Here is a 25691-nt window from a genome sequence, read left to right on the forward strand (position 1 = left end):
GGCTGTTCGCTTGAGGGGGACGGGTGCCGGTGATCTTCAGCCAAGCAGCGGCGCCTTCCAAGCGACGATTCTTCCGGAGGTCATTCCGGCAAGGAATGGCGCCGCAGTGGGCCGAACCTGGCGGTCGGCAAAAAGACACTGGCCGAGCTTTCGAGGGCACGGCACTATCTTCCTGCCATTTGGGAGGGCGTAGTCAATGAACGGATTCGATCTGGAACCCTGTGTCGCGGCGGGCAGCGTCGTGGACATCGCGCACATCGAGCGGCTGTGCGACATCGGCAGATTTCAGGATGCCTACGAACAGGCCCTGAAGCTGGGGCCGCTGGAGGAGTGGCGGGGGCCACAGGCCCTGGCGCTGGCCTCGCGACTGCTGCGGCACCTGGGGGCGCGGCGGCTGGCACGGGTGTTCGCCTGGCGCGCCTGGCGTGCCGACCGGCGCAGCTATGCCGGCTGTCTGGTGCATGCGCGAGAGCTGTTGTGGCGGCGCGGACACTATTTCGTCTGGCGCTGGATCCATCAGCTGGCTCCGCTCCACGGCACCGCCGATGAAGAGGCAGAGTGGCTGTCGTTCATCGCGCTGCAGGCTGCACATCTGCGCGACTTCGCTCGCTCCCGCGAGACCATGGAACGCGCCCTGGAGCTGAGCCCCGGGCAAGCCTGGTTGCACGTCGAGCAGGCTTACTGCCTGGAGCAGGAGGACCGCTTCGCCGAGGCGCTGCAGGCCTGCGAGCGGGTGCTGGAAACCTGGCCCGACTACCGGGCGGCCCGGCAACAGGCCGCGTCGATGGAGATGCTGCTGGGCCGTGACGCCGAGGCTATTGCGCGTTTGCAGGCCGCGGCTCAGGACACCCAGAGCGCGGCATTGCTCTCGCAGCTTGGCGGGTGGCTGATCGAGCACCAGCGCCTCGACGAGGCCGAGCAGACCCTGCGGCGGGCCGAAGCCTGCGCCATCCTCAACGACGCAGCGCTCAAGCGCTGGTATGCGGCGCGCTACTGCGATATCGCCTGCCTGCGCGGCGACTACGAAAACGGCCGGCGCTATGCCGAACAGGCCGGCCCCGGCTTCTACCAGGGGATCGCCGAAAAACTGCGGGCGCCCCAGGGGCAGCGTCGCCTGCTGCCGGTATCTTTCGTTCGACAGCACCACGTCACCTGCGGCCCCGCGACATTGACCGCGATCGCCCTGTTCTGGGGGCGAGGTGTCGAACATCTGCAGGTCGCGGAGGAGATCTGTTACGACGGCACGCCACATTTCGCGGAGCGCAACTGGGCCGAGCGCAATGGCTGGCTGGCCCGGGAGTTCACCGTCGACTGGGACAGCTGTGTCGCGCTCATCGACCGCGGCATCCCGTTCACGCTCACCACGCAGACCACCGGCAGCGGACACCTGCAGGCCGTCATCGGTTACGACGCTCCCCGTGGCACCTTGCTGCTGCGCGATCCATCACAACGCGATTACAACGAACTGCTCGCCGACACCTTCTTCGCCGAGCGCAAGGCCTTCGGTCCGCGCGGCATGCTGATGCTGCCCCTGGAAGAGTCGGCGCGCCTGGAAGGCGTGGAGCTTCCCGACGCGGCGCAGTGGGATGCCTATTACGCCGTGATCGGCGCCCTGGAAGTCCATCATCGCGAACAGGCGCGGGAAGGACTCGCCAGGATGGTGCAGCACTGGCCCGATGACCGCCTGACGGCACAGGCCGAACGGGCCCTGGCCGGGTATGACGGCAGCGAGGCGGGCCGCCTGGCGGCCACCGAGAAGCTGCTGCGGATGTTCCCCGAGGACGCCAACCTGCGGTTGTCCAAGGCGGCGTCGTTGGAGCAGCTGGCGACCCGCGCGGAGCAGCAGGAGTGGTACTCGCAGATCGCGGAGCACAGCGCGGACGTCTGGGTGCTGGTGCGCTATGCGCATTTCCTCGCCGAGGACGGCAGCCGCCAGACGCAGGCACAGGCGCTCTTCCAGCGCGCCCTGTATGCCCATCCGACGCTGGCGACGGCCTGGCAGGGCCTCGCTTCGCTGCTCTGGGGCGAGGGCCGGCAGGAGGAGGCCACCGAGTTGTATCGGGTTGCCGCGTGCCTCGACGAATTCAATGAAGGCCACGCACTGGCCTTCTTCCGCGCCAGCCGCTGGTTGCGCCAGGGCGAAGTGGCGCTGGAGTTCCTCCGGCAACGGGCTGAACGCCTGGGAAATCGCAACAGCGGGCCGGTGATCAGCCTGTGCCAGCTGCTCGACGAACTGGAACGCGTGCAGGAGATGTTCACGTTGCTGGAGCGGGGGCTCGCGCGACTGCCCGAGGACCCCGAACTGCTGCTGTACGCCTCGGACGCCTATGGGCGCTACGGCCGGCTGGAGGAAGCCGAGGCCTGCCTGCGCCGGGCCGAGTCGCGCTGCCAGCGCGGGCGCTGGGTGCGCGCCCATGCCTGGCACCTGCAGCGCAGCGGCGCCGACCATGAGCTGGCCTTGCGGGAGGTGGGCGAGGCGCTCGAGCAGGAGCCGCTCAACCTGGGCCTGCAACGCCTGTACGCCGATCTGCTGCAGAAGCGCCAGGGACGGGCGGCGGCGCTCGCGCACCTGGCTGACCTCGTGGCCCGTTACCCCCATCACTGCGGGGTAGCGGAGATGCACTACGGATGGCTTTCGAGCGAGCCCCTGGTCGACAAGGAGCGCGCCTTGCGCCATCTGCTGGCGATCAACCCGGCCTATCCCTGGGCGCGGCGCGAACTGGCGGTCAACCTGGCCAACCAGGCGCGCGGCGATGAGGCGCTGGAGCAGGCCGAGGCCGCGCTTGGATTGGAACCGCGCTCGTCCAACGGTGCCTCGACCATGGCCTTCGTGCGCCTGCGGCGCGGCGAGCGCGAACTGGCGCGGGAATACCTGCGACTGGCGCTGGAGCGCTCGATAGACAACGACTACGCCATCGAGACACTGGTGGAACTGGCCACCAGCCGGGAAGAAAGTCTGGAGGCGCTGGCCCTGGTGGCCGATCAGCTCAGGCGGCAGGTGACCTTCGGTGACGGCCTGCTGGGCTACCAGCGCGTCGCGCAGCCGTTGCTCGAAGCGGAGGTGGTTCTGCAGACGTTGCAGGAGGCGCTGGCGCAGCGCCCCGACCTCTGGCAAGCCTGGCTGGCGGTCGCGATCCAGCAACGCGCGTGCGGCCAGCAGGAGGCCGCCAGCACCCTGCTGAACAGTGCCATCGAGCGCTTCCCTCTGCTGCCGCGTCTTTACCTGGAGCTGGCCCAGTTGCACCTCGCCGCGAAGGACTTTGCCGCGTGTCGCGAGGTGCTGGAAAAGAGTTTCGCCATCAACCTCGTCTGGGTTCCGGCCATTCGCACCTACCTGGAGTCGCTGCTGGAGGAAAATGCCGAGCTCGCGCCGGGGCTGGCCCTGCTGAAGCGTGCGCTGCTGCGCGAGCCGGAGAATACCGCCTTGCGGGTCTGGCAGGCCTATCTGCTGGGGCGCGTCGAGCGCTTCGTCAAGCAGCGCGAGGCTCTGGAAAGGGCCCTGAAGGAAGAGCCGGATAACCAGTGGGCGTGGAGTCAGCTGCGAGAGCTGGACGAGCGCGAGCGCACGCCGGAAGCGGCCGTCACGCTGGCCAGGCAACTGGTGGAGCTGCGCGCCGGCGATCCGGCCGCTTGGCAGGCCTTGGCCGAACTCAGCCAGGGCGACGAGCGTGGCGCGGCCCTGCGTGAAGCGTTGCGCCTGGCGCCTTTCGGCTGGGCGGCGGGAGAGGGCTATCTGAAATGGCTGATCGAGCAGCGCCGCGTCGAAGAGGTGGGCGAGTGGCTCGATGGGCCGCCCTGGCAGGGCAACGCGCCGGTGGAGTTCGAGTTGTACCGCGCTCGCGCCCAGCGCGCCGCGGGGCGGAACCGGGAAGCGGTGGGCCTGCTGCGGCAACTGCTGGCGCGGGCGGAAAACTTCTTCGAAGGCTGGCGCCAACTGGCCGACTATCACGACGAGGATGGCGAGGCCGCGCCTTATGTCGAAGCCGCCCGGCAGATGGTTGCACTGCGTCCGCAACTGGCGATGGCCCATGGTTTCCTGGGGCATGCGCTGGTTGCCGCCGCGCAGCCGACGCAGGCGGAGGCCTCCTTCGAGCGCGCCGTGGAGCTGGACGCCAACTACCCGTTCGCCTGGTTCCAGCTGTTCGACCTGCGCCTGGATCGCCAGGCGACTATCGCCTGCGAGGAAATGCTGCACGCCATGGATGTCCACACGACGGGGCCGGCCCTCTATCTGCGGATGGTGCGCCTCGGTGTGGCCGAGGACCGTTTCGCCGTGCATCTTCGCGACGGCCTGAAACGCCTCGCGCAGAGTGACGAGGACGTCGGGGAAGTCTGGGGCCGGGCCGAAGATTCGGTGATGGGGGCCAGGCGCGAGCATGTCCTGGTGCAGGAGGTGGAGCAATGCCTGGAGCAGGGCAGCGCCAATGCGGTGGCCGCCCGCGCCTGGCTGCGGCGCCAGGCTGGAGAGCTGGTGCCGGGAGGGCTGCTGAGGGCGTTCAAGCGCATGCTGCCCAAGGACCGCGAGGGGAATCTCGCCGTGGCGATGTTGGGCCTGCTGGCCGACCGCCCCGCTGACAGTGCGGTGCTGCGCAGCACCTGCTACCTGCTGCGCGAGACGATGAAAAGAGACGTGCGGATCTGGTCCCATGCCAGCTACGCGCTCTCCAACCATGGCGAGTGGTACACTCTGACCAGCATGCTGGGCGACTGGCGCGAGCGCAGCGACGCACCGGCCTGGGCGCTGGACAACCTTGCCCTGGGCCTGCGCGAGCTGGGCAGGGACGAGGAGGCGGGTGAGGCCTCCCGGCGCGCCCTGGCCCTGGATGACGGCAACCTGGAGGCCCGGTTGTGGCTGACTGTCGATCACGCGCTCAGCGATAACCTGGGCGAGTTGGCCAGCGGCCTGGCGGCGATTCCCGTGGAATCGCTGCGACCTTACTACGCCTGCCTGTGGCACCTGGCGGAGGGCTATCGCGAGGCGCATGAACGTGGGCATGCGCGTCATGCGCAAGGGCAATTCGAATTGGCGCGCCGGCAGGCGGCGGCCAGCCGCAGCCAGGCGGCCTATCGTCGGCTGCGCCGCCGACTGGCCGCGGCGCTGGCACGGCGTGAGCGCTCCTGGCTGGAACGCCTATGGTGGCGGATCCAGCTGCACTGAGTCGCTGTCAACGACATCAGCAGGCGGCGCCGGCGGCCATCCAGGGCAGCCGGGTCGCTCTGCGACGCAGGGCGCGACGACGAACCGCGCTGGCGTTTTTTGCCGGTTGTCTATGGTTCATGCACGGGCGCAGACGCGTCCGCAGGACGATTTTGCTGCAAAAGGAGAATCTTTCATGGACCACCTCTCGTCCCGAGTGCTACTCGCCGGCCTCTTTGCCACCTCCAGCCTGCCCCTGTACGCCGCCCTGCCTTCGGCGCCGGGGTACATCGATGACAGCGGCTACAGCGCCGCCGCCAAGACCCGCATCCTCCCGGCGATGTTCGAGCAGAAGCTCACCAGCACGAAGTACATCGCCAAGGCCGACAACCCGCTGATCACCCTGGCCGAATCCACCGGCTTCAAGCAGACCTCCGACTACCACCAGACCCGTGCCTGGCTGCAGAAGCTGGCCGATGCCTCCGGCGGCGCCATCGCCCTGAGCGACCTGCCGGAGAACAGCGCCACCGGCGAGCCGATGCTGCTGGTGGCCGCCAGCCGCAAGGCGGACAAGTCGCCGGCCGGGCTGAACAAGTCCGGCAAGCCGACGATTTTCGTCGAGGCGGAAATCCACCCCGGCGAGGCCAACGGCAAGGACGCCATGTTCATGCTGCTGCGCGACATGACCACCGGCGACAAGCCGCTGGCCGCCCTGCTGGACAAGGTCAACATCCTCTTCATCCCCACCGTGAACATCGACGGCGACCTGCGGCGCAGCCCCTACGGGCGGATCAACCAGAACGGCCCGGAGGTCACCGGCTGGCGGGTCAACGGCCTGAACTACAACCTCAACCGGGACTTCACCAAGCTCGACAGCGCGGAGATCCGCAACGTCGCCTGGGTGTTCAACCAGTACGACCTGAGTTTCTTCGCCGACACCCATTCCACCGATGGCGCCATGTATCCCTACGACAGCTCGTACTGCCACAACGGCAACGGCTGGTCGCCGGCCTCCAGCCAGTGGATGGACAGCGTCATGCGCGGCCCGGTGTACAAGGCGCTGGAGGGCGACGGGCATGTGGTGCACGAGTGCATCAGCTTCAACGACAACCAGGACCCGACCCAGGGCTACTACCCGTACCGCACGGACCTGGCGCGTTTTTCCAACCAGTACGGCGACATCCGCAACGTGCCCTCGATCCTCATCGAACAGCACGCGCTGCACCCCTATGAAACCCAGGTGCTGGGCAACTACGTGATGCTCAAGGCGATGTTCCAGGTGATCGGCGATAACGCCGACTCGCTGAAGCAGGCGATCACCAAGGACCGCGAACGGCTGGCGGCGCAGCAGCAGGTGACGCTCACCTGGAAGCCGGGCGAGGCGCAGCACACGCCGTTCACCGTGGGCGATTACCGCTACGAGGAATCGCCCATCACCGGCAAGAAGACCATTGTCTGGAGCAACAAGCCCAAGCAGCTGAACGTGCCGATCACCGACAACTCGGTGCCGGACCTGGTGGTGAAGCGGCCGAAGCAATACGTGGTGCCGGTGCAGTGGAGCGAGGTGATCGCGCGCCTGAAGTCCCACGGTATCCAGATGAAGACCCTGGACAAGGCCACACCCATCGAGGTGACGCTGTACCGCATGGACGACATCAAGCTGGCCGGCGGATTCGAGCCGGATCGCGCTGCCACCAACGAGATTCCCGGCTACGAGGGGCATCTGCTGGTCAGTGGCGTCGGCAAGCCGTTCCAGCGCCTGCAGACCTACCCGGCGGGCTCGGTGGTGATCGACACCGACCAGCCGCTGGGCGTGCTGGCGGTCAACCTGCTGACGGCGGAAAGCCCGGACTCGTTCTGGTCCTGGGGCTTCTTCAATTCGACCCTGGTGGTGGCCGAGGAGCCGGAGGAATACGTGATGGAGCCGATGGCGCGCAAGATGCTCGCCGAGGACCCGAAGCTGAAAGCCGAGTTCGAGCAGAAGCTCAAGGACGACAAGGCCTTCGCCAAGGACGCCCAGGCACGCCTGCAGTGGTTCTACCAGCGCACGCCGTTCTATGACGTGAATGCCTACGTGTACCCGGTGGGGGCGGTGTACTGAGGCAGCTCAGGGTTGTTGCTGGCGCAGCTCCCGCAGCTGCGTCAGCAGTTTGGGGACCTCGTCGCGGACGATGCTCCACAGGGTGTCGTTATCGATGCCCAGATAGCCGTGGATCAGTCGGTTTCGGGTAGCCACCAGCATGCGCCAGGGGACCTGCGGGTGCGCCTGGCGAACTTCATCGGGAATACGCGTCGCGGCTTCGCCGATGATCTCCAGATTGCGCAAGGTCGCGTCATAAACCAACGGGGTAGCGACGAAGGCCTGCTGATCCAGATTTGCGCAGTAGGCGAGAACCTTCTCGGCGCACACCATCATGTCGTCGACGTAGAAATACCAGACTCGTTCTGGATGCTCAGACATTCACCGCCTCCGCTTCGATGAAGGGGCGTAGCTCCGCGCGAAGCGCCTTTTCGGTTACTAGGTCGACACTGTGGCCTAGCAGGTCTTCGAGGTAGAATTGCACGCCGAAGTAGCGCTCCGAGGTCGCTGGGCCGTCGAAACTGACCAGAATATCCACATCGCTGTCCGGTCCTGCGTCGTCACGTGCCGTCGAGCCGAACAGCGCCAGCCTGACCACACCGAAGCGCGTGGCCAGTTCTGGCTTGCAGCTTTCCAGCAGGGTCAGGGTGTGGTGGCGGTCCATATTGGTTACCGGGTCAGTGAGTACGCTGAAGGTAGCACAAGCGGAAAACACAAGACCCGCATTGGCGGGCCTTGTGGTGGGGCTTACAGGCTGGCGATCTTCTCGCGCTGCTGGATCAGGTTGGTCACGGCCTGCTCGGCTTCGGCGAGCTTGGCGCGTTCCTTCTCGATCACTTCCGGCGGGGCCTTGGCGACGAAGCCTTCGTTGGCGAGCTTGCCGCCCACGCGTTTGACTTCGCCTTCCAGGCGCTGGATTTCCTTGTCCAGTCGCGCCATCTCGGCAGCCTTGTCGATCAGGCCGGCCATCGGCACCAGCACCTGCAGGTCGCCCACCAGCGCGGTGGCGGACATCGGCGGCTCTTCGCCTTCGTCCAGCACGCGGATGGTTTCCAGCTTCGCCAGCTTCATCAGCAGCGGCTCGTTGTCGGCCAGGCGGCGGTGGTCTTCCGGCGATGCATTGTTCAGCACCAGGTCGATGCGCTTGGCCATGGAGATGTTCATCTCGCCACGGATCTGGCGAATGCCCAGCATCAGGGCCTTGACCCACTCGATATCGCCTTCGGCGGCGGCGTCGATCTTCGCCTCGTCGGCGATCGGCCAGGGTTGCAGCATCAGGGTGTCACCGGTCTTGCCGGCGGACGCCTTGATGCGCTGCCAGATTTCCTCGGTGATGAATGGCATGAACGGGTGCGCCAGGCGCAGTGCGGTTTCCAGCACGCGCGCCAGGGTGCGGCGGGTGCCGCGCTGGCGCTCGATGGGCGCGTTCTCGTCCCACAGCACCGGCTTGACCAGCTCCAGGTACCAGGCGCAGTACTCGTCCCAGATGAACTCGTAGAGGGCCTGGGTGGCCAGGTCGAAGCGGAAGGCGTCCAGCTGGCGGGCGACTTCGATCTCGGTGCGCTGCAGGGCGGAGATGATCCAGCGGTCCACCGAGGACAGTTCGACCGGCTCGCCATTCACGCCGGTGTCCTTGCCATCGGTGTTCTCGATGACGAAGTTGGCGGCGTTCCACAGCTTGTTGCAGAAGTTGCGGTAGCCCTCGACGCGGCCCATGTCGAACTTGATGTCGCGGCCGGTGGAGGCCAGCGAGCAGAAGGTGAAGCGCAGGGCGTCGGTGCCGTAACTGGCGATGCCTTCGGGGAACTCGGCCTTGGTCTGCTTGGCGATCTTCTCGGCGAGCTTGGGCTGCATCATGCCGCTGGTGCGTTTTTCCAGCAGCTCATCGAGGGTGATGCCGTCGACGATGTCCAGCGGGTCGAGCACGTTGCCCTTGGACTTGGACATCTTCTGGCCCTGGCCATCGCGCACCAGGCCGTGGACGTAGACGGTCTTGAACGGGATCTGCGCGGTGCCATCGCCATTCTTGATCAGGTGCATGGTCAGCATGATCATGCGCGCCACCCAGAAGAAGATGATGTCGAAGCCGGTCACCAGCACGTCGGTGGGGTGGAAGGTCTTCAGGTACTCGGTCTGTTCCGGCCAGCCGAGGGTGGAGAAGGTCCACAGGCCCGAGCTGAACCAGGTGTCGAGAACGTCTTCATCCTGGCGCAGGTTGGCGTCGCCCAGGTTGTGCTTGGCGCGCACTTCGGCCTCGTTGCGGCCGACGTAGACGTTGCCGGCGTCGTCGTACCAGGCCGGGATGCGGTGGCCCCACCACAGCTGGCGGCTGATGCACCAGTCCTGGATGTCGCGCATCCAGCTGAAGTACATGTTCTCGTACTGCTTGGGCACGAACTGGATGCGGCCGTCTTCCACGGCGGCGATGGCCGGTTCGGCCAGCGGCTTGGTGGAGACGTACCACTGGTCGGTCAGCCAGGGCTCGATGACGGTGCCGGAGCGGTCGCCCTTGGGCACTTTCAGCGCGTGGTCGTCGATCTTCTCCAGCAGGCCGGCGGCCTCGAAGTCGGCGACGATCTGCTTGCGCGCGACGAAGCGGTCGAGACCGGCGTAGGCGGCCGGCAGGCTGGCGTCCAGCTCGGTGTTGACGCTGCCGTCGAGCTTGAACACCTGGGCGGTGGCGAGGATCGCCGCGTCCTTGTCGAAGATGTTGATCAGCGGCAGGTCGTGGCGCTTGCCGACTTCATAGTCGTTGAAGTCGTGGGCGGGGGTGATTTTCACGCAGCCGGTGCCGAACTCGCGGTCGACATAGTCGTCGGCGATGATCGGGATGCGCCGGCCAACCAGCGGCAGGTCGATGAAGGTGCCGATCAGCGCGGCGTAGCGCTCGTCTTCCGGGTGCACGGCGACGGCGCTGTCACCCAGCATGGTTTCCGGACGGGTGGTGGCGACGATCAGGTGGTCCTTGCCGTCGGCGGTCTTGTTGCCGTCGGCCAGCGGGTAGCGCAGGTGCCAGAGGTGGCCCTTCTCGTCGTGGTTCTCCACTTCCAGGTCGGAAATGGCGGTGTGGAACTTGGTGTCCCAGTTGACCAGGCGCTTGCCGCGGTAGATCAGGCCGTCCTCGTGCAGGCGCACGAAGGCTTCCTTCACGGCGTTGGACAGGCCTTCGTCCATGGTGAAGCGCTCGCGCGACCAGTCCACGGAGGAGCCCAGGCGGCGAATCTGGCGGGTGATGGTGCCGCCGGACTGGTCCTTCCACTCCCAGACCTTCTCCAGGAACTTCTCGCGGCCCAGGTCGTGACGGGCGATGCCCTGTGCGGCCAGCTGGCGCTCCACCACCATCTGGGTGGCGATGCCGGCGTGGTCGGTGCCCGGCTGCCACAGGGTGTTGCGGCCCTGCATGCGACGGTAGCGGATCAGCGCGTCCATGATGGCGTTGTTGAAGCCGTGACCCATGTGCAGGCTGCCGGTGACGTTCGGCGGCGGGATCATGATGGTGTACGGCTCGCCGGAACCTTGCGGGGCGAAGTAGTTCTCTTTCTCCCACAGGGGGTACCAGTGGGATTCGATGGCGTGGGGCTGGTAGGTCTTGTCCATGAGCGCGGCGGGACCCTGATAAGGCTAGACGGAAAACCGCTGAGTATAACGGGAGGCGGGGCTCACAGGCCACCAGTGCGGGTTGGGCGGGCCTGCTTTTACAGGCGTTGCTGTGGGCGTAGGAGCGGACTCCGTCCGCGTTTGCCCTCCGGCCGCTCGGCTGGGGCCTTGTAGGAGCGGGCCATGCCCGCGATCCGCCGGCAGGGCCGGCGCGTGCCCCTGTGATATTGCAGGGGCAGCACCTGTCAGGATGCGGCAGGCCCTGGCTTGGGCATTCCTGCGCCGCTTCGGTGTGCGCGCGGACTTCCCGTTTCGCCCCCTCGGGCGACCTTCTTTGGCAATCGCCCCAAAGAAGGCAAAGGTCTTGCCCCGACATCCGGTTTTTCGCTCAGGCGAAAAATTCCCTCGCTCCAGCGAAGTTTCAGAGGCACGCCGTGATGGGCCATCCCTGGCCCATCACGGCTCTCGCGGCATCCATGCCGCTCAACCCCTGAAACTCCGCTTCCACTCGGCCTCCTGAACGGGGCCGTTCGGAGTGCGCGGGGATTTCTCTGGAAGCCGTTAAAAAGCCAGAGCCAGAGCCAGAGCCAGAGCCAGAGGCGGGGCGGGGATATTGGGCTCTTCGTAGGAGCGAGCTTGCTCGCGAACAACCCCCCGCTGCGAAGCCCAGTTCGCGAGCAAGCTCGCTCCTACAGGTAAGGGGGCGCAGGAGCGGACTCTGTCCGCGATTGGCGCGAGGCCGCGCGGCGGTTGAGGTTGGGAACCGTCAGGGCTTGCGCTGCGCCAACAGCCGTTGCATCCGTGCCTCCAGGCGCCGCTGCAGCTCGGCTTCGATCTGCGGAGCGAAGTCGTCGAGGACGTCCTGCAGGATGAGCTGGGCCGCGGCGCGCAGTTCCAGGTCGAGGCGGTTCAGCTCGCTGGCCGTGGACGATGCGGTTGGCGCTGCCGGCGACACGGCTGCCGGGGTGGGCGGCTGGGGGGCGGGCGCGACCACGTCGGAGAGCAGCGGGATGTTGTCCGGCTCGAAGGATTCGGTGAGCAGGGGCGGCTCGGCGCCCGATTCGTCCAGCAGGTCCTGGATCTTCTTCAGGTCTTCCAGCAGGTGGTCGGGGTCGTGCGGGGGCTTGCGGTTGTCCATGGTCGTGGCGAAAACGCTCTCAAGGGCGCGGCAGGCGATGGTCCTGCAAAGGATAGCCCTGCTCGCGGTAGCGACGGAAATTCTCCCGCGCGGCCTGACGAATCGCCGGTTCCTCGATCACCAGTTCGGCGACCCGGTTGAACCGGTCGACGAAGGTGGGAATGGCCAGGGTCAGGTTGATCAGCAGGTCCCGGTGGCTCTCCGGCGGCTCGCCGAGGGCGAGCACGATCGGCGAGTCGGCATCTTCTTCCACCGCATTGTGTGGGATGAAGGTTTCACCGCGGAAGTTCCACAGCCGGGCGTCCAGCGCCTCGCGCTGGGCCTCGTCGCTGCACAGCACGAAGATGCGCATGCCTTGCCGCCAGGCCTTTTCGGCCAGGCGGCAGGCGATGGTCAGGCGTGCGTCGGGATTGGCGCTGGGGATAACGTAGAAATCCACGCGCGTCATTTTTTGGCCCCAAAGCTGCTGCGCTTGCTCATGCTGCGTTGAAAACCTGCGCAAATTGCTCATTTACAAAACGGAAACTGCGCAGTTGCGCAGGCTTTCGCCCTGCCCGAGCGGCACTCGCGACGCGTTGGGTTCCAAAAAACATGGCTGTCTTACTCCGTTACTTCACGCGGTCCAGCAGGTACTGGGTCAGCAGCGGAACCGGGCGGCCGGTGGCGCCCTTGTCCTTGCCGCCGCTGATCCACGCGGTGCCGGCGATGTCCAGGTGCGCCCAGTGGAACTTCTTGGCGAAGCGCGACAGGAAGCAACCGGCGGTGATGGTGCCGGCCTTCGGCCCGCCGATGTTGGCGATATCGGCGAAGGGGCTGTCGAGCTGCTCCTGGTACTCGTCGAACAGCGGCAGCTGCCAGGCGCGGTCGTCGGCGACTTCACCGGCCTTGAGTAGTTGCTTGATCAGCGCGTCGTTGTTGCCCATCAGGCCCGAGGTGTTGGAGCCCAGGGCGACGATGCAGGCGCCGGTGAGGGTGGCGATGTCCACCACGGACTGCGGCTTGAAGCGCTCGACGTAGGTCAGCGCGTCGCACAGCACCAGGCGGCCTTCGGCGTCGGTGTTGAGGATTTCGACGGTCTGGCCGCTCATGGTGGTGACGATGTCGCCCGGGCGGGTGGCGCCGCCGCTGGGCATGTTCTCGGCACAGGCCATCACGCCCACCAGGTTGATCGGCAGCTGCAGCTCCAGCACGGCGCGGAAGGTGCCGAACACGGAGGCCGCGCCGCACATGTCGAATTTCATCTCGTCCATGCCCAGGCCGGGCTTGAGGCTGATGCCGCCGGTGTCGAAGGTGATGCCCTTGCCGACCAGAACGTGCGGGGCCTCCTCCTTCTTCTTCGCGCCGTTGTACTGCAGCACAATCAGGCGCGGCGGTTGGTCGCTGCCCTGGGCGACGGCGAGGAAGGAACCCATGCCCAGCTCGCGCAGTTTCTTCTCGTCGAGGACTTCGACCTTCAGGCCCTTGTATTCCTTGCCCAGCGCCTTGGCCTGCTCGCCGAGGAAGGTCGGGTGGCAGAGGTTCGGCGGCAGGTTGCCCAGGTCGCGGGTCAGGGCCATGCCGTTGGCGATGGCCTGGGCTTGCTTGGCGCCTTGTTCGACGGCCGCGGCGTCGGCCTTGTCGACCAGCAGGGTGACCTTCTTCAGCTTCGGCGCTTCGGCCTTCTGGCTCTTGAAGCGGTCGAAGACGTAGGTGCCGTCGGCCAGGGTTTCCACCTGCAGGCGGGCCTTGCCGTGGGCGTTGCGGCCTTTCACCGCCAGGTCGCCCAGGGCCAGGACCGCGTCGGCGCCACCCAGGTTCTTCAGATTGTTCAGGACGGCGGAAACCAGTTTGCGGTAGGCGCGGTCGGAGAGTTCGCGCTCTTTGCCGGCGCCAACCAGCAGCACGCGCTCGGCCTTAATGTTGGGTAAATCCTGCAGCAGTAGAGTCTGGCCGACCTTGCCCGCCAGATCGCCACGCTTGAGCAGGGTGGCGATGGCACCGCCGGTGGCTTCGTCGACGGCCTTGGCGGTGGCGCCCAGCTTGCGGCCTTCGCCCACGGCGATGACCAGGGTGGCGGTCTTGAGAGTTTCCGGACGTACGCTTTTTACAAGGAATTCCATGGCTGAGTGTCCCCGGGACAAAGAGCTTGAATGGTCTGCGAAGGAAGATGGCCTGCGCAGTGACAGGCCCGGCGAATCGCAGGATAATGCCGGCTATTTGCGCTGGGTCGCGTCCGCGCGCACCCGGCAATGCTTCACGGCGGCTAGTTTGAGCGTAGCCGCCTGAGCGTGACAACCCTGGAGTGTCCGGTTTGATTGTCTTCCGTTACCTGTCCCGTGAAGTGCTGATCACCATGAGCGCGGTGAGCGCCGTGCTGCTGGTCATCATCATGAGCGGCCGTTTCATCAAGTACCTGGCGCAGGCCGCCCAAGGCCTGCTCGATCCGGGTTCGCTGTTCATGATCATGGGCGTGCGCCTGCCGGGCTTCCTGCAGCTGATCCTGCCGCTGGGCCTGTTCCTCGGCATCCTGCTGGCCTATGGCCGCCTGTACCTGGACAGCGAGATGACCGTGCTGACCGCCACCGGCATGAGCCAGCAGCGCCTGCTGGCCATCACCCTGGCGCCGGCGCTGTTCATCGCCCTGCTGGTGGCCTGGCTGAGCCTGTGGCTGGCGCCGCAGGGCATCACCCAGATGCAGCTGCTGCTGAACAAGCAGGACGCGATGACCGAATTCGACACCCTGGCGCCGGGGCGCTTCCAGTCGATGCGCGACGGCACGCGAGTGACCTACACCGAAACCCTGGCCAACGAGCGCACGGAGCTGGGCGGGGTGTTCATTTCCGACAAGAACCGCCCGCGCAATGGCAAGGACGGGGGCACCTCGGTGCTGGTCGGCACCACCGGTGTGCAGGAAATCCATGCGGACGGCAGCCGCTACCTGATCCTCAAGGATGGCTACCGCTACGATGGCACGCCGGGCCAGGCCGACTACCGCGAAATCAAGTACGACACCTACGCGGCGCTCCTGCCCAAGCCGGAAGTGAGCAGCGAAATCGACGACCGCGACGCCATCCCCACCGCCGACCTGCTCGGTAGCGACGACCCGCGGATGAAGTCCGAGCTGCAATGGCGCCTGTCGATCCCGCTGCTGGTGTTCGTGGTCACCGTGCTGGCCGTGCCGCTGTCGCGAGTCAACCCGCGCCAGGGCCGCTTCCTCAAGCTGCTGCCGGCCGTGCTGCTGTACATGGCCTACCTGGCGCTGCTGATCGCCGGGCGCGGCATGCTCGACAAGGGCAAGATCCCCATGGCCCTGGGCCTGTGGTGGATCCATGGGATATTCCTGGGCATCGGCCTGTTGTTGTTGTACTGGGAACCGCTGCGCCTGAAGCTGGCCGCCCAGCGAGCGAAGTCGGGCGGGGGTCTGAAGCATGCGTAAGCTGGATCGTTACATCGGCACGACGGTCTTCGTCTCCATTCTCGCGGTGCTGGGGGTGATCCTCGGCCTGGCCGAGTTGTTCGCCTTCGTCGACCAGCTGGGGCAGCTCGATGACAGCTACACGCTGACCGAGGCCCTCAAGTTCGTCCTGCTCACCGCGCCGAGCCGTGGCTACGACATGCTGCCGATGGCGGCGCTGATCGGCTGCCTGGTGGGCCTGGGCACCCTGGCCAGCAACAGCGAGCTGACCATCATGCGCGCCGCCGGCGTGTCGCTGCAGCGCATCGTCTGGGCGGTGATGAAGCCGATGCTGGTGCTGATGTTCGTCGGCATTCTGGTTGGCGAGTACGTGATTCCCTACACCGAAACCGCTGCCCAGAGCGGCCGCGCGCTGGCGCAGAGCGGCAATGGTTCGCAAAGCTCCAAGTCGGGCCTGTGGCACCGGCAGGGCCACGAGTTCATCCACATCAACGTGGTGCGCCCGGACGGCGTGCTGCTGGGTGTGACCCGCTACAACTTCGACGACAACCGCCGCCTGCAAACGGCGAGCTTCGCCCGCCAGGCGGTGTTCGAGAACAACCAGTGGCAGTTGCAGGACGTGACCACCACCGTGCTGCACGCCGCGGAAAAGCGCAGCGAAGTGGTGGCCGCGCCGAGCGAGACCTGGAACATCCAGCTCAGCCCGCAGCTGCTCAATACCGTGGTGATGGAGCCCGAGGCCCTGTCGATCACCGGCCTGTGGGGCTACATCCACTACCTGCAGGACCAGGGCCTGAGCTCCAACCGCTACTGGCTGGCGTTCTGGACCAAGATCCTGCAGCCGCTGGTGACGGCGGCTCTGGTGCTGATGGCGATTTCGTTCATCTTCGGCCCGCTGCGCAGCGTGACCCTCGGCCAGCGCGTGTTCACCGGTGTGCTGGTGGGCTTCACCTTCCGCATCGCCCAGGACCTGCTCGGGCCGTCCAGCCAGGTGTTCAACTTTCCGCCGCTGCTGGCGGTGCTGGTGCCGGCGGCGATCTGCGCCTTCCTCGGTGCGCTGTTGCTGAAGCGGGCAGGTTAAAAGAGGCTCTCGCAGGAGCGCGCTTGCTCGCGATCAATCCCTGTTCCGGTGCGAGAGGTTCGCGAGCAAGCTCGCTCCTACACAGAGCACAAAAAAGCCGGCAATCGCCGGCTTTTTTGTGCCCGGGGGGTCAGCCCCGGCCCTGGGTGGCCTTGCGTACCGCCTTGGGAATCTGGATCACCACGCTTTCGGAGTAGCGGTCGTGCCAGGTGCGCTTGTCCTTGTCCCAGAGCATCCAGAGGAAGCCCAGGCCGGCGCAGCCCCAGGAGGCAATGGCAATGACGAAGCGCAGCAGCGCCTGCATCAGGCTGATGCGCGTGCCATCGGCGTTCTGGACGCGCACACCCCACACCTGCATGCCGAGCGTCTGGCCGCTGTGGGTCCAGAACTTCGCGAAGAAGGCGAACACGCTGATGAATAGCAGGCTGGAAAGCAGCGGGTCGCCGGTCAGCGCGCCCTGGTCGGCCAGCTGCCGAAGCTTCTCGCCGCCGTAGATCAGGCGCAGGAAGCCTTGCTGGTAGATCAGCGTTACCACCATCAGCAAGGCCACGCAGAGCAGGAAGTCGTAGAACATCGCGGTGAAGCGACGAAGGAGCGTGGCGGGCGGGAAGTTCCCCGCGGGCTGGAGCTGCTGCGGCTTGGGCATGGGCGTCTTCTGTGGCGATCAGGATGGGCGGGGATTATACGGATTCCGTTGCCAGGCGCCCGGCGCCGGAGGCTGTTCTAAGCTCAAGGCACGTCGCTGCCTTCGGGGGAGTGGCAATGCGTCGCAGGTCGCGGCGCCCTCGAGCAAGGAACAAGGATGCCGCTACGCAGTTATACCCGGCGCCGGCTGGTGCCCCGCCTGGTCTTCTCCCTTTCCATGGCGCTGCTGCCGCTGTTGCTGGGCAGCGTGATCATCTACTGGCAGGCGCTGAGCAGCCTGGGCGCCGAAGCGCGGACCGCCGCCAACGAAGCCGTGCGCCTCTTCGATGTCATGCTGGGCAATGCCAGGGGCGCGGCCCAGGTCGCCTTGCGCCACGTGGACGAAGGCTGCGCGGACGCCACCCTGGTACTTCGCGAGCAGGTGGCGGTGGTGCCGTTCGTCCGGTCGGTCAACCTCACCCGTGACGACACTATTTATTGCACCTCGCTGTTCGGCGATTACGAGGCGCCGCTGGACGCCGGACTGTATGTCGCCGGCGAGCTGCGGATGATGGCGGGCAACGAGGTCACGCCGCATTACGCCCTGCTGATCCTGCGTCGCGTCGAGGGGCGTTTCGCCGCGCTCTCCACCATTGACGGCCGCTACCTCAGCAACACCCTGCAGCTGGTCGACCAGCGCAGCGACCTGCAGCTGCGGGTCGGCCAGCAGTGGATGGACGAAGAGGGCAGGGTGTTCGACGGTAACCCTGCGGCGTTGCCCCTTGGCCATGTCGAGCGAACGTCCCGACGGTTTCCCTACACGGTCATCGGTGGCTTCCCGGAGGGCGCGCAATGGCAGCACATCCGCAGGGACTCGTTGCCCCTGGTGGCATTGATGCTGATGCTCGGCGGTGTGTCCGGTATCGCCTGCTACTGGCTCTGGGGACGCTCGGCCACGCCGAGCCTGGAGCTGGAACGCGCCCTGCTGGCCGGGGAGTTCGTGCCCTACCTGCAGCCGCTGGTGAATGCCCGGGACGGCCGCTGGGTGGGGGCGGAGGTGCTGATGCGCTGGATTCACCCGCGCGAAGGCATGGTCGGCCCTGACCTGTTCATTCCGATGGCCGAACGCTCCGGGCTGATCGTTCCGATGACCCGGGAGCTGATGCACCAGGTTGCCGACGCGCTGGCGCCGCATGGGCATTTGCTGGGCCAAGGCTTCCACCTGGGGTTCAACATCAGCGCCCGGCATTGCACGGAGCCGGGGCTGTTCGGCGATTGCCGGGACTTCCAGGCGCGCTTCCTGCCTCATCGCCTGGAACTCACGCTGGAGCTGACCGAACGGGAGCTGATCGTCTCCAGCGAGGTGACGGACGAACTCTTCGACAATCTCCACTCCCTGGGCGTCAAGCTGGCCATCGATGACTTCGGCACCGGTAACTCCAGCCTGGCCTATCTGCATCGCTTCAAGGTGGATGCGCTGAAGATCGACAAGAGCTTCGTGGCGATGATCGGTGTCGACGCGCTGTCCTCCCACATCCTGGACAGCATCGTCGAACTGTGCGGCAAACTGGACCTGATGATCATCGCCGAAGGGGTGGAAACCGAGCAGCAGCGGGCCTATCTCGCCTCGCGCGGCGTGGAGGTGTTGCAGGGGTATCTCTTCGATCGGCCCATGCCACTGGCGGCATTCATCGAGGCGTTGCAACGACGTCAAGGTGGGCGCTGACACAGGCTGGCCGGTTCTTGCTCGGCGAGACGCCGGCCGGTGAAAAAACTCCTTCGACCGCTCGCCGGGCCTTGTTTGCCTTTCTGACTCGATAGTTAGCTCATTGATAGCGATGCATATAGAAGTTTGATAGGTGGTGAGAAGTTGTTAGTTGTCGGCGGTTGGACGATTTTGAATTCGTTATCACTGCGTATTTCAATCGACGAGATGGAAATAATGGGGGTAGTGTTTAACTTTATTTTCACACTTTTTTTATGTGAAATTTATAAGTAGTACGAGTGTGCAAGAATTAACTCGGAAAGTTTCCTGAGTGTCTCTTTTTTGATACAGGGACGGCGGTGTATCGGCTCTTGATGCGGCTCGGGTGTTCAGCTCTAATGCCCGCAATCATTGGGTTGTGGCGCTTTCATGGAAAATGCCAGGCCATCTTTCTCGTTAACTACTTGTATATAGATCGGTGCGCCGGCGACGACTGGTACTAAATTGCCGAGTCGGCGGGGTGGCGATTCGCCATTTAACTAATAGAGTCTTTGAAAAAGGGCCCCGTAAAGAGAGTCTGATAATGCCTGTTAGTTCCCGTGGTTTTACCCTGATCGAATTGATGGTGGTGGCGGCGATAGTGGCGATCCTGGCTGCCATCGCTTATCCCAGCTACCAGCAATACATCATTCGCGGAAAGCGGTCGGCGGCCCAGGCGCAAATGATGGACATCGCCAATCGCCAGCAGCAGTACCTGCTGGCCAACCGCTCCTATGCCAGCAAGACGCAGCTGGAGAGCGGCGGCTACGCCCTCCCCAGTGAGGTGTCGAGCAATTACGGCTACTCCATCACCGTCGGCAGCGGTACGCCGCCGACCTTCACCATCACCTTCACCCCGAGCGGCGCGCAGGCCAGCGACGGCAACCTGACCCTCAGTAGCGACGGCAGCAAGACGCCGGCGGCGAAGTGGTGACCGACATGCTGGCCTCCCGGCAACGCGGTTTCACCCTGATCGAGCTGCTCGTCAGCATCCTCATCATCTCCCTGGGCCTGCTTGGCCTGGCCAAGCTGCAGATGCGCATGCAGTTGTCGGACATGGAGTCCTACCAGCGCGCCCAGGCGCTGCTGTTGCTCAACGACATGTCCAGCCGGATGAACGCCAACGCGAAGAATTCCTCCAGTTATGTCACCGGCACATCCACGCCGCTCGGCGTCGGCATGACCTGCCCGACCAGCAGCGGCACCCGCCAGCAGGCTGACCTCGCCGACTGGTGCAGCAACCTGCAGGGCGCGGCGGAGGTGGGCGGCGGCAACGTCAAGGCTGGCGCCATGCTGGGCGGTCGCGGCTGCATCGAATCGCTGGGCAGCAACCAGTACCTGATCACCGTGGCCTGGCAGGGCATGACGCCGATCTCCGCGCCGCCGTCGAGCGTGGCCTGTGGTAGCGGCAGCTACGACGGTAGCTCGGGCTGCAGCAGTGATCTCTGCCGGCGAGTGGTCACCACCATCGTGCGGGTCGCTTCGCTATGAGCGGCGTTTCCCGACAGCGGGGCTTCACCCTGGTGGAGATGATGATCGCCGTGACCATCAGCCTGCTGATCATGGTCGCGGTGCTAACGCTCTACCTGAACCTGCGCCGCACCAGCGACGACATGGCCCAGACCAACGCGCTGATCGAGAACGGGCGCTTTGCCGTGGGGTTGCTGCAGGAGGACCTGGCCCATGCGGGGTTCTGGAATGGCCACGTTCCGCAGTTCGACAATTTGAGCGCCAGCAAGGAGCCCGGCGACTACCCCACAGCATTGCCCCCGGTGTGCTCAGCCTTCTCGGCGTGGACGCAACAGGACCGAGTCAATGCCATCGGCATCGTGGTACAGACCTATTCCGGTGTCCCGCCCGGTTGTTCGGGGATTGTCACCAACCTGGCGAGCAATTCCGACGTGCTGGTGGTTCGGCACGTCGACACCTGTTCGCCGGGCGTGGGCAACTGCGACCCCGTGGCGGTAGGCAAGGTGTATTTCCAGGCTTCATTCTGCGACGACGACATTCCCCCGTCGAACCCCAGTCCCGAGACAACTCCCTACCCCGTCGTTCTGGACACTACCGGGTTCACATTGCACCAGCGCAACTGCACATCCCAGGCAGAGCTTCGCAAGCTCGTCGTCGATCTGTACTACGTCCGCGACTACGCGGTCGCCGCCGGGGATGGTATCCCGACCCTCATGCGCTCTTCGTTCGATCTTTCTGGCGGCGTCACGCCGGCCAACGCGCTGCAGCCCGCAGTGCCGCTGATCGAGGGGATCGAAGCATTCCGCGTCGAGTTGGGGGTCGACAGTCTTAGCAAGACGGGTGAGGCGCTGAATTATTCGGCACCCCCGGATTGGGCTGACCCCGTCACCAGAACCACCGTGAAGAACCGCGGCGACGGCTCGCCCGATGGACCCTTCGTCCATTGTGGCGCCGCCTCCTGCACGCGGGACGATCTGGCGAACGTGGTGGAGGCCCGGCTATATGTTCTGGCTCGCACCCGCACCCAGACGCCCGGCTACAGCTCGGACAAGACGTATGCCCTGGGCGGTACCACCCTGGGACCGTTCACCGATGGCTACAAACGGCACCTGTTCACCTCCAGCGCCACGCTGGTGAACGTATCCCGGCGGAGGCAGACGCCATGAAGATGCAGCCTGATTCGAGATCCCAGCAGGGGGCGACGCTGGTAATTGCCCTGGTGATGCTGCTGATGCTGATGCTGATGGTCGGCAGTGCCTACACCCTCAGCGGCGCCAACCTCAAGGCGGTGGGCAATATGCAGTTCCGCAACGAGGCCATCGCCGCAGCCGATGTCGGCCTCCAGCGGGTCATCGGCTCAGCATTCACCGGCTCGCCGACGGCCGAGCAGCAAGATGTCGACATCAATAACGACGGGACCAAGGATTACACGGTTTCGATGGAGGCACCGGTATGCATGAGCGTCAAGCGGAGTCCATCCACGAGCGCTTGTACGGGCCCCCTTGAACCTATGTGTTCCAAGGAATGGGACTCCATCTGGGTGCTCAACGCCAATGTCACCGATAACGTGACCGGGACCTCGGTGAGAGTACGTTCCGGGGTGCGGGTGCACCTGAACGACGCGCAGAAGAACGCCGCCTGCGGAGCATGATCATGAAAAAGAACTGCTTGGCCGGAATGCTCCGGCGTATCTTCGCCATTGGCCTCCTGTGCGTCGCCCACTCGTCTGTTCGCGCCGAGGACATCGACCTGTTCGTCGGTACCCCCACGGGCGCCACGGACGCGCCCAACGTCCTGATCATCCTGGATAACACGGCCAACTGGACCACCCCGTTCACCAACGAGATGACCGCCCTGGCCTCGGTGGTCAACAGCCTGCAGGTAAACAAGTTCCGCGTCGGCCTGATGCTCTTCAGCGAATCCGGCGGGGGCAACAAGGGCGATGACGGCGCCTATGTGCGTGCCGCCATGCGCCTGCTCGACAGCTCGACCAAGCCCAAGTACCAGACATTGGTGAGCAGCCTGGACGTGGGCGACGACAAGTCCAACGGCGGCAAGATCAGCAAGGCGATGGAGGAGGCCTGGCTCTACTACTCGGCGGGCACGCCCAACTCCGGTAACCAGAAGGCCAAGACCGACTTTACCGGCAATGCCAGTGGTACCGCGGCGTCCAACGCCATCTACGCCCTGAGCGGCAACGCCTTGGCATCCAAGGACGCCACCACATACAACAACCCCATCGTCGCCGGCTGCGCGAAGAATTTCATCATCTATATCAGCAACGGCGCTGCCCAGGACAATACCGCCGACATCAAGCAGGCGACCGACGCGCTGACCGCCGCCGGGGGCAGTACCACGGCGATTCCCATTTCCCCCAGCGGTTCGCAGGACAACATGGCGGATGAATGGGCGCGTTTCATGAAGAAGAGCACCCAGTCGATCACCACTTACACCGTGGACATCAACAAGGTCACCACCGGCCAGGGGCCGGGCTGGACGGCGTTGCTCAAAAGCATGGCCAACGTCAGCAGCGGCAAGTACTTCGACGTAACGGCCAGCGGTACGCAGATCGCCGATGCACTGAATGCGATCTTCTCCGAAATCCAGGCGACCAACAGCGTGTTCGCCTCCGTCACCCTGCCCATCAGTGTCAGCTCCCAGAGTACTTACCTGAACCAGGTGTTCGTCGGCATGTTCCGCCCGGACCCCGATTCCTTCCCGCGCTGGCCCGGTAACCTCAAGCAATACAAGATAGGCGTGGTCAGCAGTCAGCTCACCACGGTGGATGCCGACGGCAAGAGTGCGATCAACGGTGGCACCGGTTTCATCACCGAATGCGCCCGCAGCTTCTGGACGCCGACATCACTGGACAATTACTGGGCATTCAAGCCCCAGGGCAACTGCCTGACCGTGACGGGTTCCGACGTGTCCAACTACCCGGACGGCAATATCGTCGAGAAGGGCGCCCAGGCCTATGTGTTGCGCCAGGCCACCTCGCGGACCGTGAAAACGTGCAGCCCGACGAGCTGCACCGCGCTGACCAATTTCAATACGGCCAATACCGCGATCACCCAGGCGCTCCTGGGGGCGACGGATACCACAGAGCGGGACAACCTGATCGGCTGGGCCAGCGGCGCCGACAACCTGGACGAGAACCTCAACGCCAACTTCACCGAGATGCGCCCCTCGGTGCACGGCGATGTCGTGCACTCGCGCCCGGCGGCGGTCAACTACGGTACTTCGTCGTCGCCCCTGGTGGTGGTCTACTACGGCGCCAACGATGGCCTCCTGCACGCCATCAACGGCAACCGCACCGGCACCGTTGCCGGTGTTTCGGCGGGCAGTGAAATCTGGTCCTTCATGCCGCCGGAATTCTATCCACGCATCAAACGCCTGCGTGACAACACCACTACCATCAGCTTCCCCGGCCACACCACCGGCACGCCGACGCCTCAGCCCAAGGACTACGGGATGGACGGTTCGGTCTCCGTGGTCCAGCAGGGCACCAGCACCTGGATCTATTCGGCCATGCGTCGGGGGGGCAGGGCGCTCTACGCTTTCGATGTTTCCAGCCCGGCCAGCCCGAGCCTGAAGTGGAAGATCGGTTGCCCCAACCTGGGCAACGACACTGGCTGCAGTACCGGGCTCACCGGATTGGGGCAGACCTGGGCAACGCCTGTACCGGTGTTGGCGCAAGGCTACGGTAGCGGTGCATCGACCATCCTGGCCATGGGCGGTGGTTACGACAACTGTGAGGACGCCGACCCCAATACCTGCAGCTCGACCTCCAAGGGCAATCACATCTACCTGATGGACGCCGACTCGGGCGCCTTGCTCAAGACCTTTGATACTGATCGTGGTGTGGTGGGCGATATCGCCCTCGTCACCAACAGCAGTGGGATGATCTCCTATGGGTATGCCTCGGATCTGGGGGGGAACATCTACCGCATCTCTGGCATCGATGCGTTCACTGCCATCGGCAGCACCGCGCCGGCTAACTGGACTATTACCAAGATCGCTTCACTGGGATGCACAACGGCGACCACCTGCTCGGCCAACCGCAAGTTCCTGTTTGGGCCGGGCGTAGCCACGGTCAATGGCCAGTATGTGATCATCCTGGGCTCGGGCGACCGCGAGAAGCCGCTGCTCACCTACTCCTCCGCGGCCAGTGTGGCGAACCGCTTCTACGCACTGCGCGACAAGCCCAGCGATGTCAACTGGCTGACCCAGGAGAACGCCACCTGCGCCGCCAACCTGATCTGCAACAACTCGCTGCTGCCCATTACCAGCACGGCGACCCCGACCAGCACACAGCTCGCGGCGTATCCCAAGGGCTGGTACCTGGGCCTGCAATCCACCGAACAGGTGGTGACCTCGGCGCTTCTGCTTTACAACAACATCACCTTCAGCACCCACCAGCCTGCCGTGGCCAGCACCACCAGCTGCTCCAGCCTTGGTACTGCGCGTGTCTACAACATTGATTATCGGAACGCCGCAGGCAGCGGTGATCAGCGCTTCGCCGTCATTGCCGGCGGAGGGCTGCCGCCGTCGCCCGTGGCGGGGCGCGTACAACTCGACGACGGAACCCTGAAGGATTTCATCATCGGCGGGAACGAACAATCGCCGTTGACGGCCAAGGAACCCCCGGCGCCCGGCGGCGGTGCGCAGCCCAAGTCCTGGGTATTCTGGGACATCGAGCGATAGGGGCCGGCCATGAACGCGAAATCAAGGCGTACTGCGCGCGGCTTTACTCTGCTGGAACTGATGGTGACCGTCGCCGTGCTGGCGGTGCTGATCGGCATCGCCGTCCCCTCGCTGGGCGATGCCACGCTCGCCGGCAAGCTCGCCGCCAGCGCCAACGACCTGGTCGCTGGCGTGGCAATGGGCCGAAGCGAGGCGATCAAGCGCAACGCGGTGACCAGCCTGTGCGTCTCCAGCAATGGCACCAGTTGCGGCTCGGGCGGCTGGGAGCAGGGCTGGATCATCATTTCCGGCTCCACCGTGCTCCAGAAACACTCTGCCGCGCCGACGGGCTTCAAGGTGACGTCCAGTGTCGCCAAGGTCGACTTCCAGCCAACCGGCGTGGGCAACACCCAGGCGACCATTACCGTGTGCCGCTCGGCCCCCAGCGCGGGCTCCCAGGAACGGGTGGTGAATGTCAGCGCCACCGGGCGCGCCTATGTCAGCAAGACCACCACCGGGACCTGCTCCTGAGCGGAACGACCGGGTAAATCGCAGACAACAAAAAACCGGCCAGAAGGCCGGTTTTTTGTGGGCTCTGGCAGTTCATCAGAACTGCCGGAACCATGTGGTGGTGCCCCGGGAGGGACTCTCATAGCTCCAAGTGGGTTTCGTAAGCCTCTATTGGGTTGCCTCAAGCCCTCGATTCATAAGGGTTTACGCCAAAGTTCATTCGTCAACTTACA

Annotated in this window: 18 protein-coding genes; 11 read left to right on the plus strand and 7 right to left on the minus strand. The window is 65.1% G+C overall.

From position 1 onward, the window contains the following. Positions 1-196 precede the first annotated feature (196 nt). Both ACNFIA_RS14655 and ACNFIA_RS14660 read left to right on the plus strand, forming a co-directional pair. Complete coding sequence (locus ACNFIA_RS14655) at positions 197-5158, plus strand: C39 family peptidase (RefSeq protein ID WP_416785954.1); 4962 nt, start codon at positions 197-199, stop codon at positions 5156-5158. A 175-nt stretch (positions 5159-5333) separates the two neighbouring features. After that, positions 5334-7238, plus strand: coding sequence for a M14 family metallopeptidase (locus ACNFIA_RS14660; RefSeq protein WP_416785957.1), 1905 nt, complete (start codon positions 5334-5336; stop codon positions 7236-7238). A 6-nt stretch (positions 7239-7244) separates the two neighbouring features. Here ACNFIA_RS14660 and ACNFIA_RS14665 read toward each other — a convergent pair whose 3' ends face one another. From ACNFIA_RS14665 to ACNFIA_RS14690, 6 genes are all read right to left on the minus strand, one after another. Further along, the gene (locus tag ACNFIA_RS14665) at positions 7245-7598 is read right to left on the minus strand and encodes a DUF86 domain-containing protein (protein WP_416785960.1); all 354 of its coding nucleotides are present in this window, start codon (positions 7596-7598) and stop codon (positions 7245-7247) included. Further along, entirely contained in the window at positions 7591-7881 is a 291-nt protein-coding gene (locus ACNFIA_RS14670; protein WP_416785963.1) for a nucleotidyltransferase family protein, read from the minus strand. The genes ACNFIA_RS14665 and ACNFIA_RS14670 overlap by 8 nt, the downstream gene beginning before the upstream one ends. A gap of 83 nt (positions 7882-7964) precedes the next feature. After that, entirely contained in the window at positions 7965-10814 is a 2850-nt protein-coding gene (locus tag ACNFIA_RS14675) for a valine--tRNA ligase (protein WP_416785966.1), read from the minus strand. A 766-nt stretch (positions 10815-11580) separates the two neighbouring features. After that, positions 11581-11952 carry a DNA polymerase III subunit chi gene (locus tag ACNFIA_RS14680; RefSeq protein ID WP_259756996.1) on the minus strand — a complete coding sequence of 124 codons (372 nt, stop codon included), beginning with the start codon at positions 11950-11952 and terminating at the stop codon, positions 11581-11583. Positions 11953-11971: 19 nt separating this feature from the next. Continuing rightward, on the minus strand, positions 11972-12400 hold the full coding sequence (locus tag ACNFIA_RS14685; RefSeq protein WP_416785969.1) for a DNA polymerase III subunit chi: 429 nt from the start codon (positions 12398-12400) through the stop codon (positions 11972-11974). 160 nt (positions 12401-12560) lie between these two features. Then, positions 12561-14051 (minus strand): leucyl aminopeptidase, encoded by a 1491-nt coding sequence (locus ACNFIA_RS14690; RefSeq protein WP_416785972.1) that lies wholly within the window; start codon positions 14049-14051, stop codon positions 12561-12563. A 191-nt stretch (positions 14052-14242) separates the two neighbouring features. Here ACNFIA_RS14690 and lptF point away from each other — a divergent pair, with 191 nt between their 5' ends. Then, positions 14243-15367, plus strand: coding sequence for an LPS export ABC transporter permease LptF (gene lptF, locus ACNFIA_RS14695; RefSeq protein WP_259756991.1), 1125 nt, complete (start codon positions 14243-14245; stop codon positions 15365-15367). After that, positions 15360-16427 (plus strand): LPS export ABC transporter permease LptG, encoded by a 1068-nt coding sequence (gene lptG, locus ACNFIA_RS14700; RefSeq protein ID WP_259756990.1) that lies wholly within the window; start codon positions 15360-15362, stop codon positions 16425-16427. The genes lptF and lptG overlap by 8 nt, the downstream gene beginning before the upstream one ends. Before the next feature lie 130 nt (positions 16428-16557). On the opposite strand, the gene ACNFIA_RS14705 is transcribed toward lptG, so the two are convergent. After that, positions 16558-17073, minus strand: a complete 516-nt coding sequence (locus ACNFIA_RS14705) for an RDD family protein (protein WP_416785975.1) — start codon at positions 17071-17073, stop codon at positions 16558-16560. 156 nt (positions 17074-17229) lie between these two features. On the opposite strand from ACNFIA_RS14705, the gene ACNFIA_RS14710 reads away from it, so the two are divergent. The 7 genes from ACNFIA_RS14710 (at position 17230) to ACNFIA_RS14740 (ending at position 25479) form a co-directional block, all read left to right on the plus strand. After that, positions 17230-18777, plus strand: coding sequence for an EAL domain-containing protein (locus tag ACNFIA_RS14710; RefSeq protein WP_416785978.1), 1548 nt, complete (start codon positions 17230-17232; stop codon positions 18775-18777). A gap of 562 nt (positions 18778-19339) precedes the next feature. Further along, on the plus strand, positions 19340-19729 hold the full coding sequence (locus ACNFIA_RS14715; RefSeq protein ID WP_259756984.1) for a type IV pilin protein: 390 nt from the start codon (positions 19340-19342) through the stop codon (positions 19727-19729). A 5-nt stretch (positions 19730-19734) separates the two neighbouring features. Continuing rightward, positions 19735-20286: a type IV pilus modification protein PilV gene (gene pilV, locus ACNFIA_RS14720; protein ID WP_416785981.1), complete on the plus strand. Its 552-nt coding sequence runs from the start codon at positions 19735-19737 to the stop codon at positions 20284-20286. Continuing rightward, on the plus strand, positions 20283-21431 hold the full coding sequence (locus ACNFIA_RS14725) for a PilW family protein (protein WP_416785984.1): 1149 nt from the start codon (positions 20283-20285) through the stop codon (positions 21429-21431). The genes pilV and ACNFIA_RS14725 overlap by 4 nt, the downstream gene beginning before the upstream one ends. Continuing rightward, entirely contained in the window at positions 21428-21916 is a 489-nt protein-coding gene (locus ACNFIA_RS14730; protein WP_416785986.1) for a hypothetical protein, read from the plus strand. The genes ACNFIA_RS14725 and ACNFIA_RS14730 overlap by 4 nt, the downstream gene beginning before the upstream one ends. Before the next feature lie 2 nt (positions 21917-21918). Then, a complete protein-coding gene (locus tag ACNFIA_RS14735; protein ID WP_416785988.1) occupies positions 21919-24969 on the plus strand; it encodes a pilus assembly protein in 3051 nt (1016 codons plus the stop codon). A gap of 9 nt (positions 24970-24978) precedes the next feature. Next, positions 24979-25479 carry a GspH/FimT family pseudopilin gene (locus ACNFIA_RS14740; protein WP_416785991.1) on the plus strand — a complete coding sequence of 167 codons (501 nt, stop codon included), beginning with the start codon at positions 24979-24981 and terminating at the stop codon, positions 25477-25479. Positions 25480-25691 lie beyond the last annotated feature (212 nt).

Source organism: Pseudomonas sp. NY15437 (assembly GCF_048068435.1).
GTDB lineage: Bacteria > Pseudomonadota > Gammaproteobacteria > Pseudomonadales > Pseudomonadaceae > Pseudomonas > Pseudomonas nitroreducens_B.

What these genes read in the sequence shown, in the direction of transcription:
- ACNFIA_RS14705 (WP_416785975.1), bottom strand. Translation starts at nt 17,073, where the DNA reads ATGCCCAAGCCGCAGCAGCTCCAGCCCGCGGGGAACTTCCCGCCCGCC.
- ACNFIA_RS14675 (WP_416785966.1), bottom strand. Translation starts at nt 10,814, where the DNA reads ATGGACAAGACCTACCAGCCCCACGCCATCGAATCCCACTGGTACCCC.
- ACNFIA_RS14740 (WP_416785991.1), top strand. Translation starts at nt 24,979, where the DNA reads ATGAACGCGAAATCAAGGCGTACTGCGCGCGGCTTTACTCTGCTGGAA.
- ACNFIA_RS14725 (WP_416785984.1), top strand. Translation starts at nt 20,283, where the DNA reads ATGAGCGGCGTTTCCCGACAGCGGGGCTTCACCCTGGTGGAGATGATG.
- ACNFIA_RS14730 (WP_416785986.1), top strand. Translation starts at nt 21,428, where the DNA reads ATGAAGATGCAGCCTGATTCGAGATCCCAGCAGGGGGCGACGCTGGTA.
- ACNFIA_RS14735 (WP_416785988.1), top strand. Translation starts at nt 21,919, where the DNA reads ATGAAAAAGAACTGCTTGGCCGGAATGCTCCGGCGTATCTTCGCCATT.
- ACNFIA_RS14655 (WP_416785954.1), top strand. Translation starts at nt 197, where the DNA reads ATGAACGGATTCGATCTGGAACCCTGTGTCGCGGCGGGCAGCGTCGTG.
- ACNFIA_RS14665 (WP_416785960.1), bottom strand. Translation starts at nt 7,598, where the DNA reads ATGTCTGAGCATCCAGAACGAGTCTGGTATTTCTACGTCGACGACATG.
- ACNFIA_RS14680 (WP_259756996.1), bottom strand. Translation starts at nt 11,952, where the DNA reads ATGGACAACCGCAAGCCCCCGCACGACCCCGACCACCTGCTGGAAGAC.
- ACNFIA_RS14660 (WP_416785957.1), top strand. Translation starts at nt 5,334, where the DNA reads ATGGACCACCTCTCGTCCCGAGTGCTACTCGCCGGCCTCTTTGCCACC.
- ACNFIA_RS14670 (WP_416785963.1), bottom strand. Translation starts at nt 7,881, where the DNA reads ATGGACCGCCACCACACCCTGACCCTGCTGGAAAGCTGCAAGCCAGAA.
- ACNFIA_RS14715 (WP_259756984.1), top strand. Translation starts at nt 19,340, where the DNA reads ATGCCTGTTAGTTCCCGTGGTTTTACCCTGATCGAATTGATGGTGGTG.
- ACNFIA_RS14710 (WP_416785978.1), top strand. Translation starts at nt 17,230, where the DNA reads ATGCCGCTACGCAGTTATACCCGGCGCCGGCTGGTGCCCCGCCTGGTC.
- pilV (WP_416785981.1), top strand. Translation starts at nt 19,735, where the DNA reads ATGCTGGCCTCCCGGCAACGCGGTTTCACCCTGATCGAGCTGCTCGTC.
- ACNFIA_RS14690 (WP_416785972.1), bottom strand. Translation starts at nt 14,051, where the DNA reads ATGGAATTCCTTGTAAAAAGCGTACGTCCGGAAACTCTCAAGACCGCC.
- ACNFIA_RS14685 (WP_416785969.1), bottom strand. Translation starts at nt 12,400, where the DNA reads ATGACGCGCGTGGATTTCTACGTTATCCCCAGCGCCAATCCCGACGCA.
- lptG (WP_259756990.1), top strand. Translation starts at nt 15,360, where the DNA reads ATGCGTAAGCTGGATCGTTACATCGGCACGACGGTCTTCGTCTCCATT.